The 14,465-nt window shown below is 70.6% G+C and carries 14 protein-coding genes; 9 read left to right on the top strand and 5 right to left on the bottom strand.

Going from position 1 to position 14,465, the window contains the following annotated elements; all coding sequences use genetic code 11:
* The first annotated feature begins 25 nt into the window (after positions 1-25).
* From ABT061_RS11110 to ABT061_RS11090, 5 genes are all read left to right on the top strand, one after another.
* Positions 26-1,054 (top strand): NAD-dependent epimerase/dehydratase family protein, encoded by a 1,029-nt coding sequence (locus ABT061_RS11110; protein ID WP_350915178.1) that lies wholly within the window; start codon positions 26-28, stop codon positions 1,052-1,054.
* Positions 1,055-1,087: 33 nt separating this feature from the next.
* Entirely contained in the window at positions 1,088-2,209 is a 1,122-nt protein-coding gene (locus ABT061_RS11105; protein ID WP_350915176.1) for an adenosylhomocysteinase, read from the top strand.
* 5 nt (positions 2,210-2,214) lie between these two features.
* The gene (locus ABT061_RS11100) at positions 2,215-2,778 is read left to right on the top strand and encodes an NUDIX hydrolase (protein ID WP_350915174.1); all 564 of its coding nucleotides are present in this window, start codon (positions 2,215-2,217) and stop codon (positions 2,776-2,778) included.
* 26 nt (positions 2,779-2,804) lie between these two features.
* Entirely contained in the window at positions 2,805-3,614 is an 810-nt protein-coding gene (locus tag ABT061_RS11095; protein WP_350915171.1) for a 3-deoxy-manno-octulosonate cytidylyltransferase, read from the top strand.
* Positions 3,615-3,816: 202 nt separating this feature from the next.
* Positions 3,817-6,969, top strand: a complete 3,153-nt coding sequence (locus tag ABT061_RS11090) for an ATP-binding protein (RefSeq protein ID WP_350915168.1) — start codon at positions 3,817-3,819, stop codon at positions 6,967-6,969.
* Here the strand turns inward: ABT061_RS11090 and ABT061_RS11085 are convergent.
* Both ABT061_RS11085 and ABT061_RS11080 read right to left on the bottom strand, forming a co-directional pair.
* Entirely contained in the window at positions 6,951-7,760 is an 810-nt protein-coding gene (locus ABT061_RS11085; protein WP_350915166.1) for an ABC transporter permease, read from the bottom strand. The genes ABT061_RS11090 and ABT061_RS11085 overlap by 19 nt on opposite strands.
* A complete protein-coding gene (locus ABT061_RS11080) occupies positions 7,757-8,707 on the bottom strand; it encodes an ATP-binding cassette domain-containing protein (RefSeq protein WP_350915164.1) in 951 nt (316 codons plus the stop codon). Before ABT061_RS11080 ends, ABT061_RS11085 begins: the two co-directional genes overlap by 4 nt.
* A gap of 234 nt (positions 8,708-8,941) precedes the next feature.
* Between ABT061_RS11080 and ABT061_RS11075 the strand changes: the two genes are divergently transcribed.
* Entirely contained in the window at positions 8,942-10,159 is a 1,218-nt protein-coding gene (locus ABT061_RS11075; RefSeq protein ID WP_350915162.1) for an acyltransferase family protein, read from the top strand.
* 21 nt (positions 10,160-10,180) lie between these two features.
* On the opposite strand, the gene ABT061_RS11070 is transcribed toward ABT061_RS11075, so the two are convergent.
* The 3 genes from ABT061_RS11070 to ABT061_RS11060 all read right to left on the bottom strand — a co-directional run bounded on the left by ABT061_RS11070 (position 10,181) and on the right by ABT061_RS11060 (position 12,771).
* Positions 10,181-10,780, bottom strand: a complete 600-nt coding sequence (locus ABT061_RS11070; RefSeq protein WP_350915160.1) for a DUF1349 domain-containing protein — start codon at positions 10,778-10,780, stop codon at positions 10,181-10,183.
* A gap of 190 nt (positions 10,781-10,970) precedes the next feature.
* Positions 10,971-12,206 carry an RNA polymerase sigma factor gene (locus tag ABT061_RS11065; protein ID WP_350915158.1) on the bottom strand — a complete coding sequence of 412 codons (1,236 nt, stop codon included), beginning with the start codon at positions 12,204-12,206 and terminating at the stop codon, positions 10,971-10,973.
* A gap of 211 nt (positions 12,207-12,417) precedes the next feature.
* The gene (locus ABT061_RS11060; RefSeq protein ID WP_350915156.1) at positions 12,418-12,771 is read right to left on the bottom strand and encodes a YciI family protein; all 354 of its coding nucleotides are present in this window, start codon (positions 12,769-12,771) and stop codon (positions 12,418-12,420) included.
* A gap of 186 nt (positions 12,772-12,957) precedes the next feature.
* Here ABT061_RS11060 and ABT061_RS11055 point away from each other — a divergent pair, with 186 nt between their 5' ends.
* The 3 genes from ABT061_RS11055 to ABT061_RS11045 all read left to right on the top strand — a co-directional run bounded on the left by ABT061_RS11055 (position 12,958) and on the right by ABT061_RS11045 (position 14,350).
* Complete coding sequence (locus tag ABT061_RS11055) at positions 12,958-13,080, top strand: hypothetical protein (RefSeq protein ID WP_350915154.1); 123 nt, start codon at positions 12,958-12,960, stop codon at positions 13,078-13,080.
* A gap of 74 nt (positions 13,081-13,154) precedes the next feature.
* The gene (locus ABT061_RS11050) at positions 13,155-13,670 is read left to right on the top strand and encodes a cupin domain-containing protein (RefSeq protein ID WP_350915152.1); all 516 of its coding nucleotides are present in this window, start codon (positions 13,155-13,157) and stop codon (positions 13,668-13,670) included.
* 5 nt (positions 13,671-13,675) lie between these two features.
* Positions 13,676-14,350 (top strand): ArsR/SmtB family transcription factor, encoded by a 675-nt coding sequence (locus tag ABT061_RS11045; RefSeq protein ID WP_350915150.1) that lies wholly within the window; start codon positions 13,676-13,678, stop codon positions 14,348-14,350.
* Positions 14,351-14,465 lie beyond the last annotated feature (115 nt).

Raw genomic sequence — 14,465 nt, 5'->3', positions numbered from 1 at the left:
CATCCATCCAGCAGGAGACCTCCTCATGTCCGAGGCCCTATCCCCACTTTCCGACGAACACCTGGGAACACCGCTTTCCGGCGCATCCCTGGGAAGGCCGCGCCGAGCCGTCGTCACCGGCACCGCCGGATTCATCGGCTCCCATCTGGCACTGGCCCTGCTCCAGTACGGCGTGACTGTGATCGGGGTGGATCGCCGAGATGCCGGAGCCGACCACATCGCCGCCGCGAACCTGGCCGTCCTGCATGACCAGCCGGGATTCATCTCCATCACCGCGGACCTGCTCACCTGCGCCGTCGAACCCCTCCTACTCGACGCGGACGCGGTGTTCCACCTCGCCGGCATCCCCGGCGTGCGGCCTTCCTGGGGGCCACAGTTCGGCGACTACGTCGCCTGCAACATCCTCGCCACCCAGCGGATCATGGAAGCCGCCACCCGGCTCCGTGTCCCGCGGCTCGTCGTCGCCTCCTCCTCCAGCGTCTACGGAGCCACCGGCGGAACTCCGAGCAGGGAGACCGACCATCCACGGCCCGCCTCGCCGTACGCGGTCACCAAACTCGCCGAGGAACAGCTCTGCCTTGCACACGCCGCCCGTCCCGACTGCGCCACCAGCGTCGTGGCGCTGCGCTACTTCACCGTCTTCGGGCCGCGCCAGCGCGAGGACATGTTCATCCACCGCGTCCTCACCGCGGCCCTGGAGGGCCGGGTCGTACGGCTATTCGGCGACGGCAACCAGCGCCGTGACTTCACCTACGTCACCGACGTCGTCGCCGCGACCATCGCCGCCGCAACGGCCCCTGCCGGCAACAGTGTGATCAACGTTGGCGGAGGCACCACCACCTCCCTGAACGAGGTCATCGACATCGCTCGTCGGCTCACCGGGGAGCCGGTTCTGGTCGAGACGGCCAGCACCCGCAACGGCGACGTCCCCGCCACGCACGCCGACCCCCGCACCGCGCGACGCCTGCTGAGCTGGCACCCCCACATCGACCTGATCACCGGCATGGCCGCGCAACTGGACTGGCTCGCCTCCCACCAGCACGCCGCCGCCTGAGCACATGCCGCCCGACTACCAAGGGAATTCCTTGTGGAGAGCTTCGAGAAAGCACGGTTGGATGCCTTCTTCCGGCGCGTCACCGAGCGCTTCCCCGACCCCGAGCCGGTCTCCTCCGTGATCATTACGCACCTGCTCGCTGAACGTCCGGCCTTCCTTCACGCGATGGCCCGGTTGACCCGCGTGGCGGCCGTTCTGCCCAAGCCCAGGTCCATCTTCGAGTCGGCCGCAGCCGAGGCCCGCAAGCACTTCACGCTCGATCCGCTCAGCCGGACCCGATTCGCCGATCCCGCCACCGCGCTGAACTACCTGGAGGAGACCGCCGCCGGTCAGGACCTGCTGCTGCTCGACATCGGCGGCTACTTCGCCGCCAGTCTGGAGGTGGCCTGCGCGCAGTTCTCCGGCCGGATCCGTGGTGTCGTCGAGGACACGGAGAACGGTCTGCAGCGCTATCTAGCGCTCGAAAAGCTGCCCTGCCCCGTCTACTCCGTGGCCCGTTCTCCGCTCAAGGAACCTGAAGACCATCTGGTCGGCCACTCGATCGTGTTCTCCACCGAGGCCCTGATTCGCTCCCGCGGCGACATCCTCGGCAGCCTCGACGCCTGCGTCATCGGGTACGGCAAGCTGGGTGGCTCCATCGCCCGGATGCTCCATGCCAAGAACGTCCGGGTCACCGTCTACGACGACGACCCGGTCAAGCGGGTCCAGGCTCGCTCCCACGGCTTCCACGTGCCGGTCACCCGTGCCGAGGCCATCCGCGGGTGCGGGCTCATCGTGTGCGCCACCGGAAACCTCGCCCTGAGGCACGAGGACTTCACCGCGCTTCCGAACGGCGCCTACATCGCCTCGGTCACCTCTTCCGAGGACGAACTCGAACTGACCGCCCTCACGCCCCTCTACCGTCGCGCCGAGGTCGGCCCCCATGTCACCCGGTACTCCACCACCGGCCACTACTTCTACGTCCTGGCCGACGGCAACGCCGTCAACTTCCTGCACGGCGCGACGGTCGGCCCCTACATTCACCTCGTGCAGGCCGAGATACTCGCCGTCACCGCCCTCCTGACCAGTGACGACCATGCCCCCGGCCTGCATGAACTCACCATCGACGCGCGTCAGGTCATCGCGGAGATCTGGCTCGACTACTTCAAGAGGTGACCCACATGTCCATCAGCCATGACCACATCCGCGCCGCTCTCGACGCCTATCTCGCACGCCACCCGGACGAGCGCGGAGCTCTCATCCCACTGACCGAAGCTCTGATCGCGCCCGGTCACCTTGCCAGCCGAGGTACCTTCACCGGCCACGTGACCTGCAGCGCTGTACTCATCGACCGGTGCGGGCAGGTCCTGCACATCCACCACAACGCCCTGGATCGGCTCCTCCTGCCCGGCGGCCACCTGGAGAGCACCGATGCCGACCTCCCGGCCGCGGCGCTCCGTGAACTCACCGAAGAGACCGGCATCCCCGTAGACGCGATCAGCCGTGACCTCACCATGGACGGGATGCCGCTGGACATCGACATCCACACCATCCCCGCCAACCCTGCCAAAGCCGAACCTGAGCATCCGCACTTCGACTTCCGCTTCGCGTTCCGGACTACCGGCCGACGCGATGTCGACATCACTCTGCAATCCGAGGAGGTTGGCGGCTACCGCTGGGTGGAGTCCGTCGACTGCTCCTCACCCGGCGTCGCGGCGAAGCTCGCGATGCTCCTGCTCTCGTAGACCCTCTTCGTTCAGGAGTCGTACTCATGTCCTTATCGGGAGGCACCGTCCCGCACCACGTCGCCGTGATCCCCTGCCGGTACGGCTCAACCCGGTTCCCCGGCAAGCCGCTCGCACTCTTGGGAGACAAGCCCCTGATGTGGCACGTCTACCAGCGCTGCCAGCAGGCCGAACGCATCGTGGAAACCTTCATCGCCACCGATGATCCGCGCATTCAAGAAGAATGCCGCCGGCTCGACATGGCCTGCCTGCTGACCGGAGACCATCCCACCGGCACCGATCGGGTCGCCGAATGCCTCCGCTATGTGAAGGCCGATGGCTACATCAACGTCCAAGGCGACGAGCCGTTCGTCTCTCCGGCCGCGATCGACGCGGTTTCTCACGCTCTCGCGCTTTCTGATCCGCCGGTCGCCGCAGTCAACGCCTGTGCCCCGCTGCGGGAGGCCGCCGCCGTACTCGACCACAACGTGGTCAAGGTCGTCACCCGTGCTGACGGCGGTGCTCTGATGTTCTCCCGGCAGCCCATTCCGTACCCTCGCGACTCGCGTCCCGTTTACGTCCGGCAACTGGGCCTGTACGGGTTCACTGTCGCGGCCCTGGAGAGATTTCGCGCACTGCCCCAGGGCGTGCTCGAACAGGCCGAGGGTGTCGAGATGCTCCGCTTCCTCGAACACTCCATGGAGGTCAGGGTCCTGTTCGTTGAGGACGACGGCATGGCCGTGGACACTCCGGAAGATCTCAGACGGGCCCGCCTGTCCTTGGACGCGGCTCCTCCAGCTGGCGGTAGTGGCTGGCCCAAGGATGTGACTCCATCCGTAGGGATACCGAGGCTGTAATGGCCGACCGTATTGGTGGACGAGGTCATCGAGGGCGCCCGAGTGTGGTCCTACAACCTCGGGATCCGGCAGGGCGAGCACAGGTGGTCAGCCCAACCGGCCGCCGCAGGACCGGTCCCACCGCCGTCGCGCGACGCGGTCAGGGGTGACGTGTTCCCAGCCGGGCGGGGCCGCGCCCCCGTGGCGTGGGACAGTTGGCTTCATGCGTGTGGGCATTCTGGGCCCGCTGGAGGTGACGGCGGGCGGTGAGAGCGTCGAGATCGGGGGCGTCCGGCTCCGCGTGCTGCTGATCCGGCTGGCCGTGGGGGCGGGGAGGGTCGTCACGGCCGACGAGTTGTCGGACGCGCTCTGGCCGGAGGGACAGCCGGCCGACCGCGCCAACGCGGTGCGGTCGCTGATCGCCAGGCTGCGCCGTGCCCTGCCGGACGCGTCGGTGCTGCGGTCGGCTCCCGGCGGCTACCGGCTCGACCTGCCGCCGGACGCGGTCGACGCGCACCGGTTCGAGCGGCTGGCACGAGCGGGAAGGCGCGCGCTGAACGGCGGGGATCCGGCCGCCGCCGCCCCCCTGCTCTTTGAGGCGCTCGCGCTCTGGCGAGGTCCCGCCCTGGCGGACGCCGCCGGAGCCTCCTTCGCCACGGCGTACGCGGCCGGGCTGGACGAGGCGCGCCTGGCCGCGCTCGAGGATCGCGCCGAGGCGGAACTGGCGTCCGGGCGCCATGCCCACCTGGTGACCGAGCTCTCCGAGCCCGCGGCCCGTCACCCGCTGAGGGAGCGGCTGCAGGGACTGCTGCTGCGGGCGTTGCACGCCCAGGGGCGTCAGGCCGAGGCGCTGGTCGGCTACGAGAGGATCCGGCTCCATCTGGCGGACGAGCTGGGGGCCGACCCGGGACCTGAGCTGCGGGAGATTCACCTGGCGCTGCTTCAGGAGAGCCCGGCGGAGCCCGTTCGCCCGCCGAACGGCAACCTGCGGACCGCGCTGACCAGCTTCGTCGGCCGGGCGGCCGAGGTGCGGCGGGTCGGCGCGTTGCTGGAGGAAGGACGGCTGGTCACGCTGGTCGGTCCCGGCGGGGCGGGCAAGACCCGGCTCGCGACCACCGTCGCCGGAAGGATCGCCGAGCGGCGGCCGGGTGGTGTCTGGCTGGTGGAGCTCGCGGCGGTGACCGATCCGGCCGACCTACCCCAGGCGGTGTTCGGCGTGCTGGGTGTCAGGGAGACGGGCTCCTTCGACGCCCAGAGCACGCCCAGGGACACGATGAGCCGCCTGGTCGAGGCGCTCTCGCGCGCCGAGACGGTGATCGTGCTGGACAACTGCGAGCACCTGGTCGAGGCCGCGGCCCACCTGGTCGAGGACCTCCTGGGGAGGTGCCCGAGGCTGCGGGTGCTCGCCACCAGCAGGGAGCCCCTCGGGATACTCGGCGAGGTCCTGTCTCCGGTCGCCCCGCTCGGACTGCCCGAGCCGGACGCCTCGGCACAGGAGGCCGTGACCAGCCCGGCGGTACGGCTGCTCGCCGACCGGGCCGCCGCGGTACGGCCCGGCTTCGCGGTCACCGGGGAGAACGTCGCGGCGGTGGTGGAGATCTGCCGTCGGCTGGACGGGCTACCGCTGGCGATCGAGCTGGCCGCCGCGCGGATGCGTTCCCTGACCGCGCCGCAGGTGGCCGGGCGCCTTGGCGACCGGTTCCGGCTGCTGACCGGCGGCAGCCGCACCGCGTTGCCCCGCCATCGGACGTTGCGCGCGGTCGTCGCCTGGAGCTGGGACCTGCTCGACGACGACGAGCGCCGGTTCGCGGAGCGGCTCGCGGTGTTTCCCGGCGGGATCTCGGTGGAGGCGGCCGAGCGGGTGTGCGCGGAGCCGGGTACGGCCCTGGACCTGCTCGGCGCGCTGGTGGACAGGTCGCTGCTGCAGGTGGTCGAGGCGCCGCAGCCGCGCTACCGCATGCTGGAGACGATCCGCGAGTACGGGCTGGAGCGGCTGGCGGAGAGCGGAGAGGTCGCCCAGGTCAGGGCCGCGCACGCAGCCTACTTCCTGGACCTCGCCGAGACGGCCGAACCCTGTCTGCGCGAGGAACGGCAGCTGGTCTGGCTGGCCGTGCTGGATGCCGAGCGCGACAACCTGCTCGCGGCCCTGCACTTCGCCGTCGACGCGGGCGACGCCGACACGGCGGTACGGCTGGCCGCCGCGCTGAGCGTCTTCTGGATGATCCGCGACAACTACGCCGAGGCCGCGGGCTGGCTCCGTCTCGCCCTCGACGTTCCCGGCGAGGTGTCCCCGGAGCACCGGTCGGTCGCCACCGCCCTCCACATGATCAACAAGATGCTCTCCGGTGAGCATGAGGACCTGCGGGACACCGTCGAGCGGCTCCGGTCGCTGGCCGCCACCGTCGGTCCCGACACCGAGAACCCGTTCCTCGCCCTGCTCGAACCAGTCCTCGCGATCTTCACCGACGACGCCGTCCTGGGCGTGTCCGCCGTCGGGCGGCGGCTGTCGCACCCCAACCCGTGGACCCGGGCGATGCTCTTCAGGATCAGGGCGGCCCTCCTGGAGAACGAGGGCGACCAGGTGGGAGCGCGCCGCGACCTGCTCGCCGCCGCCGCCGGGTTCCGCGACCTGGGGGACCGCTGGGGGCTCGCCCAGGTGCTGAGCTCGCTGGCGGAGGCCCACCTGGTCTTCGGCGACTTCGACGAGGCCGTCGAGGCGCTGGAGGAGTCCATCCGGCTGCTGGGCGAGCTCAACCCCGACGACGACGCCGCGCATCAGCGGATCACGCTCGCCGGCGCGCGGGCGCAGCAGGGCGACGTGGACAGGGCACGCGCCGAGCTCCTGGCGATGACGGAACCCACCGAGAGGCTGTGGTCACAGCGGAACATCGCGTTCGCCTGGCTCGCACTGGGGGACCTCGACCGTCGCGCGGGCGATCTGGACGGGGCGGAGCGGCACTACGAGGCGGCGGCGACCGGCATAGCGGGCATCGTGCTCGTCGCCCCGCAGTTCCACGCGCTGATCCTGCAGGCGATGGTCCATCTGGCGGTGGACCGTCGTGACCTGGTGACCGCGGAACGGCGGCTCGCGGAGGCGATCGACCGGGCGGTCGAGGGGAGGGACATGCCGATCCTGGCCCGCGTCGGCGTCGCCGCGGCGGCCCTGCGCGCCCACCGGGGCGACCTGGCAGGGGCGGCGGAGACCCTCGGCGCCGCCGAGCGGCTCCGCGGCGCCCCCGACCGGTTCAACCTCGAGATCGCCGGGCTGACCCGGCGGCTCAGAGACGAGCTGGGTGGCGCCGCCTACGACGCCGCCCACGCGCGGGGCATGGCACTCGACCGCGCCGCCGCGCTCGATCAGGTACGGCGGCGGTAGGCGCGGACCGCCAGCGGCGCGAACACCGCCAGGAAGAGCGCCGAGGACAGCAGCGTCCACATCACCGGACCCGTCGCCGGCCCGCCCAGCATCAGGGCGCGCGAGGCGTCCATCGCGTGCGCGACCGGATTGATCTCCACCCAGGTCTGCAGCCAGCCGGGGAGGGTCTCCTTCGGCGTGATCATGCTGGTGCCGAAGGTCAGCGGGAACAGCACTATGAAGGCCGTCCCCTGCACCCCGCCCGGGTTGCGCATGAGCATCCCGATCAGGACGAACGCCCAGCTCAGACTGAACGCGAAGAAGATGGTGAGCAGGCAGGCGGCCAGCACCGACAGCGGGTCGGTCTGGATCCGGAACCCCAGCAGGAAGCCGCAGCCGAACAGGGAGACGACGGCCACCAGATAGCGGATCAGGTCGCCGAGCACCGAGCCGATCAGCGGCGCGGATCGGCCGATCGGCAGGCTGCGGAACCGGTCGAAGACCCCCTTGCCGATGTCGGTGTTGAGGTTCACCCCGGTGGCCATCCCGCCGAACATCAGCGTCTGCACCATGATGGCGGGAAGCAGGAACTGCAGGTACTCGTGGGTGGAACCGGCCACCGCCCCGCCGAGCAGATAGACGTACACCAGTACGAAGACGATCGGCTGCAGCGTCACGTCGAGCAGTTGCTCGGGGGTGCGCAGGGTCTTGACGAGGCTTCTTCTGCCGAGCGCGAGACTGTGCCGTACCAGCCCGAAGGGCCGGGTCTGGACGGGGGCCGGTGCCTGCGCGCGTTCCACGGTGAGGGTCATGCCGCGTCCTTCTCCTCGGCGTGGCGTCCGGTGAGCGTGAAGAAGACCTCGTCCAGGCTGGGCAGCCGGAGGCTGAGCTCGGTGACCGAGATCCGCTCCTGGTCGAGCCGCCGTACGATCTCGGTGAACGCGGTGTCGCTCTCGACGGGAACGGTGATCACGCCCTGGCCGGGTGATTCGGGGGTGCGGCCGACCACCGCGCCGACGAGCGCGGCGGCGTCCGCCAGCCGGGCCGGGTCCGCGGGCCGGACGAGGATCGTCTGCCCGCCCACGACGTGCTTGAGCTCGGCCGGGGTGCCGTGCGCGATGACCCGTCCGTGGTCGATGACCGAGATGTCGTCGGCCAGGGCGTCGGCCTCCTCCAGGTACTGGGTGGTCAGCAGCACGGTGACCCCGTCGCCGGCCAGCGAGCGGATGATGTTCCACACGTCGTCCCGCTTGGCCGGGTCCAGACCGGTCGTCGGCTCGTCGAGATAGAGGACGGCGGGACGGCCGACGAGACCGGCGGCCAGGTCGAGGCGGCGCCGCATGCCGCCCGAGTACGTCTTGGCCGCCCGCCCGCCGGCCTCGGCGAGCCCGAAACTCGCCAGCAGCTCCGTCGCCCTGGCCTTCGCCTCGCTTCGGCGCAGGTCGAGCAGCTCCCCGATCAGCACGAGGTTCTCCATACCGGTGAGGTCGTCGTCGACCGACGCGTACTGCCCGGTCAGCCCGATCAGGCGGCGTACCCGGGCGGCGTGCCGTACGACGTCGAGCCCGCCGACCGTGGCGTGTCCTTCGTCGGGTCTCAGCAGCGTGGCCAGGATGCGAACGGCCGTGGTTTTGCCCGCGCCGTTCGGCCCGAGCACCCCGAGAACCGTGCCCTGCCGGGCGGCCAGGTCGATCCCGGCGAGCGCGGTCGTCTTCCGGTAGCGCTTGACCAGTCCCTCCGCCTCGAAGGCAAGGGTCATGATGTCCTCCACAGTGGTGGTCCTGAGTGGTGGTCTTGAGTGGTGGTCTTGACCCCACGCACCCTGACCGGCACGCATGTCAGCCGTGGCACAGATTCATGTCAGCGGGCCGTCCGGTCTGACACGCCCTGGGAGGACCGGGTGGATTTGTTCGCTCTCCGGCCCGCATCCCGGTAGCGCGGGAAGGAGTGCAGGCACGAGACTGATCCGGGTACGCGGAGCCGCGGAGGTGGGATGGCGACGACACACATCGAACCATTCGAGGCCGCGCGACCGGGGCGGCGGCCGGAGTTGGACGCGATCCGCACCCTGGTGGTGGTCGGGCTGGTGTTCTTCCACTCGGCGCTGGTGTTCGACACCCGCGACGACTACTACGTGAAGAACGCAGAGACCACCGACGCGACCACGATCGCCGCCGGTCTCGGCGTGGTGTGGGCGATGCCGATGCTCTTCCTCATCGCCGGTCTCGGCTCGTGGCACTCGCTGCGCCGGCGCGATCCCGCCGGATTCGCCGTGGAACGGCTGCTGCGGCTCGGCGTGCCGCTGGTGTTCGCGACGCTCACCATCATCCCGGTGCCGCAGTGGCTGCGGCTGCGGGCCGACCCTGACTATCACGAGTCGTACCTGCGGTTCCTGCCGCGCTTCTTCGACGTACGCCTGGACCTGGCGGAGTTTCCCTTCGTCGTACAGGGCGAGCACTTCGAGTCCGGACACCTGTGGTTCGTGGTGATGCTGCTCGCGTTCGCGCTGCTGCTGGCGCCGCTGGTCCGCTGGTTCCCCCGCGACCTCGGCCGCCGGATCCGCGACCGGCTGGCCACGGCGGTGCGGCGGCGCGGAGCGGTGCTACTGGCCGGTGTCCCGATCGCGATGATCAGCGCGCTGCTGGGCCTGGAGGAGGCGTACGCCGGCTGGAACCGCTGGGCCTACCTGCTGTTCTTCCTGTACGGGTTCGTGCTCGCCGCCGACGAGCGGTTCCGGGCGGCGATGCGCCGGGACGCGGTGCCGGCCGGAGTGCTCGGCCTGACCCTGTTCCTGATCGGCATGCCGGGTTTCCTGATCGCGGGCAACACTCCCGGAGGCGACCCCTTCACGGACCTGACCGCCCTCTCGATCGGTGTCCGCACCCTGTACGGCATGGCGGGGTGGTGCTGGCTGGTCGCGATCCTGGGACTTCTCGACCGTCGTCGCGGGGCATCGGCCGCCGCGCGGGACACGCCGGCCGGCCGGGGCCGGCGGCTGTACGGCTATCTGGCCACCGCCGCGTTGCCGCTGTACGTCCTGCACCAGCCGATCGTCGTCGCGGTCGCGTACGGCGTGGTCGGCTGGCACGCGCCGATCGTGGTCAAGTACCTCGTGATCGTCACGGCCTCGCTGGTGCTGACCGTGGCCGCCTACGACCTGCTGGTGCGCCGCACGCGGGTGACCCGGTTCCTGTTCGGGATGCGGGGATAGGCGCCGTTCACCCGGCCGGGCTCACTCGCCGTCGCGCAGGTCGGAGAGGCGTGTCGCCGAGTAGCGGATGTCCTCGAAACGGACGGTGCAGCCCTGGCCGGTCGGTGACTGGGCGAGGAAGCCGACCTCGGGGTCTCCGTCGAGCGCGAAGTATCTGGTGAGATGCCAGAAGTCGGTGCCGGTGGAGACATGGAAGGCGAAGGCGGAGCCGATCCGGGAGATCCGCAGCCGCAGGTCGTCGCCCTCGGCGGTGAAGGAGTTGCAGTCGTCGGACACCCCGCGGGTCACCACCGAGACGATCGTGGGCCTGCCCTGCGGGGACATCTCCAGGCAGAACTTCGCCCAGGTGCGCTCGTCGGCGTGCAGCACCAGGACCCCGGCGTCGTAGGTGGTCAGCAGGTCGACCCTGACCCGGGCGCTCAGCGTGAAGTCCCCGTCCAGCCGCCCGACCAGGGCGGGGGCGTTGGCGAAGCGGTCGGGGCCGCCGGGGTCGGTGAACAGGTCGGTGTTCGGGCCCGCCTCGATGGCCAGCGCGTCGTCCCCGTCGACGCTCCATCCGACCGGCTGGTTCAACCAGCGCAGCGGAGCGGGGAAGGCGGGCAGAACGACCGGCCGGCTCATGGGATTCTCCTTCTCGTACGGGACGGACTCGTCACCAGACGTCGAGTGCGATCCGCGTCCAGCAGGTGACGCCGGTCAGGCTGACTTCCGAGCAGCTTGTGGATCATCCTTGGCGTGCCTGATGGTACCGCTCCCACAAAGGCGGATAAAAGCACTTTGTCCGCATGTGGAATCCAGTAGCAGCCATCCGTCATCCGGCTCCGGTGAGCGCCCGATGGCTGCGCCGCAGGAAGTCGCGTACGGCCGTGTTCTCGGTGCGGGCGATCGCCGCCTGGTAGGCCGACGCCGCCTCGGCGGTGCGCCCCAGGCGGCGGAGCAGGTCGGCGCGGACGGCGTGGAGTAGATGGTAGCCGTCCAGGTCGAGGCCGTCGACGAGGATGAGCGCCGCGTCGGGACCCTCGACCTCGGCCACCGCGACCGCGCGGTTGAGCGCCACGACCGGGCTCGGGGTGAGCGCCAGCAACTGGTCGTACAGCCGCAGGATCTGCCACCAGTCCGTGGCGGCCGGGACCGGCGCGTCGCTGTGGACCGCGTTGATCGCCGCCTGGATCTGGTAGGGACCCGGCCGGTCGCGCCGCAGGCAGCGCCGGACGATGGCCTGGCCTTCGGCGATGAGGTCGCGATCCCACCGGCCGCGGTCCTGGTCGGCCAGGAGCACCGGCTCGCCGCCGGGGCCGGTGCGGCTGCACCGGCGCGACTCGACGAGCAGCATGAGCGCGAGCAGTCCCATGACCTCCGGTTCGTCGGGCATCAGGTCGGCCAGCAGCCGGCCGAGCCGGATGGCCTCGGTGCAGAGGTCCTCGCGGACCAGACGCTCGCCCGTACTCGCCGTGTAGCCCTCGTTGAAGATGAGGTAGACGACCGCCAGTACGGCCCGGAGCCGGTCGGGGAGGTCGGCGTCGCGAGGGACCCGGTAGGGGATCCGCGCGTCGCGGATCTTGCCCTTGGCCCGGACCAGCCGCTGGGCCATGGTCGTCTCGGGCACCAGGAAGGCACGCGCGATCTCCGCAGTGCCGAGCCCGCCCAGGAGTCGCAGCGTCAGCGCGACCCGGGCGGCGGGGGCGAGCGCGGGGTGGCAGCAGGTGAAGATCAGGCGTAGCCGGTCGTCGCGCACGGGTCCCTCCTCTTGTCGGCCGTCGCGGGCGTGCAGCAGGGCGGCCTGGGCCTGCCGGTCCTCGCGGGAGGCCTCGCGGCGCAGCCGGTCGACGGCTCGGTTCCGTGCGGTGGTGATGATCCATCCCGCCGGGCTCGGTGGCGGTCCGGCCGACGGCCAGCGTTGCACCGCGATGGTGAAGGCGTCCTGGACCGCCTCCTCGGCGATGTCGATGTCACCGAAGACGCGGACCAGGACCGCCACCGCGCGGCCGTACTCCTCGGCGAACACGCGTGCGATCTCCGAGGGAGGAAGGGCCGGCCTGCCGGGCATCGGTGCGAGGCTCCCCATCTCACCGGCCCGGGACGCCGAGGCCGGCCTCAGGCGGCCTCGGCGTCCCGGACTTCGCGATCTCCGCCGGGTGACGTGGCATCAGACCGTCACCTCGCCCTGCGCGGCTTTCCGCGGGAAGCACGGATCCGCGCCGGCCGGGGAGAACGGGGCCGGCCCCAGGCGGCCTCGGGCTCTCGGCCGGGGCATGGCATCAGCCTGTCACCTCACCCTGGAACGGCCGTACCTCGACCGGGAGGGTGGTCGCGCGGGCGAGTTTCCGGCCCCATTCGAGCGCGGAGTCGAGGTCGGGCGCCCTGACGACGGTGAACCCGCCGAGGTGCTCCTTGCCCTCCGCGAAGGGCCCGTCGGTCATCAGCACCTCGTTGTCCTTGACCCGCAGCACGGTCGCCGTGCTCGCCGGGTGCAGACCGGCGGAGAAGACCCAGACGCCGGCGGCCCTCATCTCCCGGTCCAGGGCGTCGACGTCCCGCATGATCGGCTCCAGCGTCTCGGGCGGGGGAGCCTCTCCGTCGGGCTGGTAGACGCTGAGCAGGTACTGCTTCATCGGGTCCTCCTGGGCGAGTGCGACGCCACCGTCGGCGTCCTACCCATTACACGAACGGCGCCGGGCCGAATCGACATCGAGCACCCCCGTTCCGGGAGAATGTCTCCGGCCTCGCGTGCGCCGGCGAGCATCGGCTGCGAGGCGAGGGACCGGGTTTCCCCGGTCGTCGCCGGGTAGCACGAGGGCATGCGCATCGGGAAGACGGAGATCAGGATCCTGGGCGGCTGGGCCGGGTGCCTGACCATGATCCTCGTCTCCGTGCTGCTCTCCGTCCTTTTGACGGTCCTGCTCAACCTGCTCCTTCGCTGACCGTTCACCGGGACCGTCGCGGCGGGGTCTTTGCACCTTCCCATACTCTATAGTTCTTTAGAATATAAGCTGCAATGGATCAACTGGAGGACGCGATGTCGTACCCGGAGCCTCGTTACCTGGGCGAGGCGGGCGAGAGCAGTGGGTTCTTCCGGCCGGCGAGCGCGGGGCCGGACCTGGTGATAGGCGAAGGCGGGACGGAGGTGCGCTATCTGGGCACCGGCGCCTCGACGAACGGGCAGTTCGGTCTGTACCGCTGGGACATGGGAGCGAAGCCGTCCGGCCCGGACCCGCACTTCCACCGGACGATCTCCGAGTCCTTCTTCGTGCTCTCCGGGACCGTGCGGCTGTTCAACGGGAAGACCTGGACCGACGCGACGGCGGGAGACTTCCTGTACGTCCCGGAGGGCGGGGTGCATGCTTTCCGCAACGAGTCCGGCGAACCGGCCTCGATGCTGCTGCTCTTCGCGCCGGGGGCACCCCGCGAGGGTTACTTCGAGGAGCTCGCCGAGATCGCGACCAGTGGGCGCCGGCTCAGCGACGCGGAGTGGACGGACGTGTACCTCCGCCACGACCAGTACATGGTCTGACGGTCATGGCGGAGTTTCCCGAGGAACCGATCTACCGGCAGCTGGCCCGGATCGGCAGGACACTGGCCAGTCCGGTGCGGCTGAGGCTGCTCGACGTGCTCGACCAGGGAGAGCGCACCGTCGAGCAGCTGTCCGAGGAGGCGGACATCCCGCTGAAGAACACCTCGGCCCAGCTGCAGCAACTCCGCGCGGCTCACCTGGTGACGAGCCGCAAGGCGGGTACCCGGGTCTACTACCGGCTGGCCGACGAGCGGGTCTCGCGCTTCCTGGGCGAGCTGCAGGACTTCGCCGCGGAAAGGCTCGCCGATCTGCGGGAGGCGGTGTCCGAGCATCTCGGCGAGGTCGCGGTCCTGGAGGCGGTGACCGCCGACGAGCTCGCCGGACGTCTCGACGACCCCGGCATCGTGATCGTCGACGTCCGCTCGGCCGCCGAGCACGCCCGCGGCCATGTGCCGGGGTCGGTGTCGATTCCCCTGGCCGAGCTGCGGGACCGTCTCGACGAGCTGCCCAGGGGCATGGAGATCGTGGCCTACTGCGGCGGCCCCTACTGCGTGGTCTCCCCGGAGGCCGTGCGCCTGCTCCGCGACCACGGCTTTCCGGCGCGCCCGCTGGACGGCGGGCTCACCCGCTGGCGACGCACGGGGAGACGACTGCAGACCGGTTCCGCCACGGCCCGGTAACGGACCCGCGGCCGAATTGTCGGAGTAGATCACTACCGTTCCCGGCATGTTCAGTTCGCAGCAGCAGGCTGCTCTGTCGACTGCCGGGACGAAGGTCCCCGCGCCCGGCGAACTC

The organism is Streptosporangium sp. NPDC002544, from assembly GCF_040295965.1.
Classification (GTDB): Bacteria; Actinomycetota; Actinomycetes; order Streptosporangiales; family Streptosporangiaceae; genus Streptosporangium.
The sequence above is the reverse complement of the archived record's forward strand: the minus strand, read 5'-3'. Positions and strand labels throughout refer to the sequence as shown.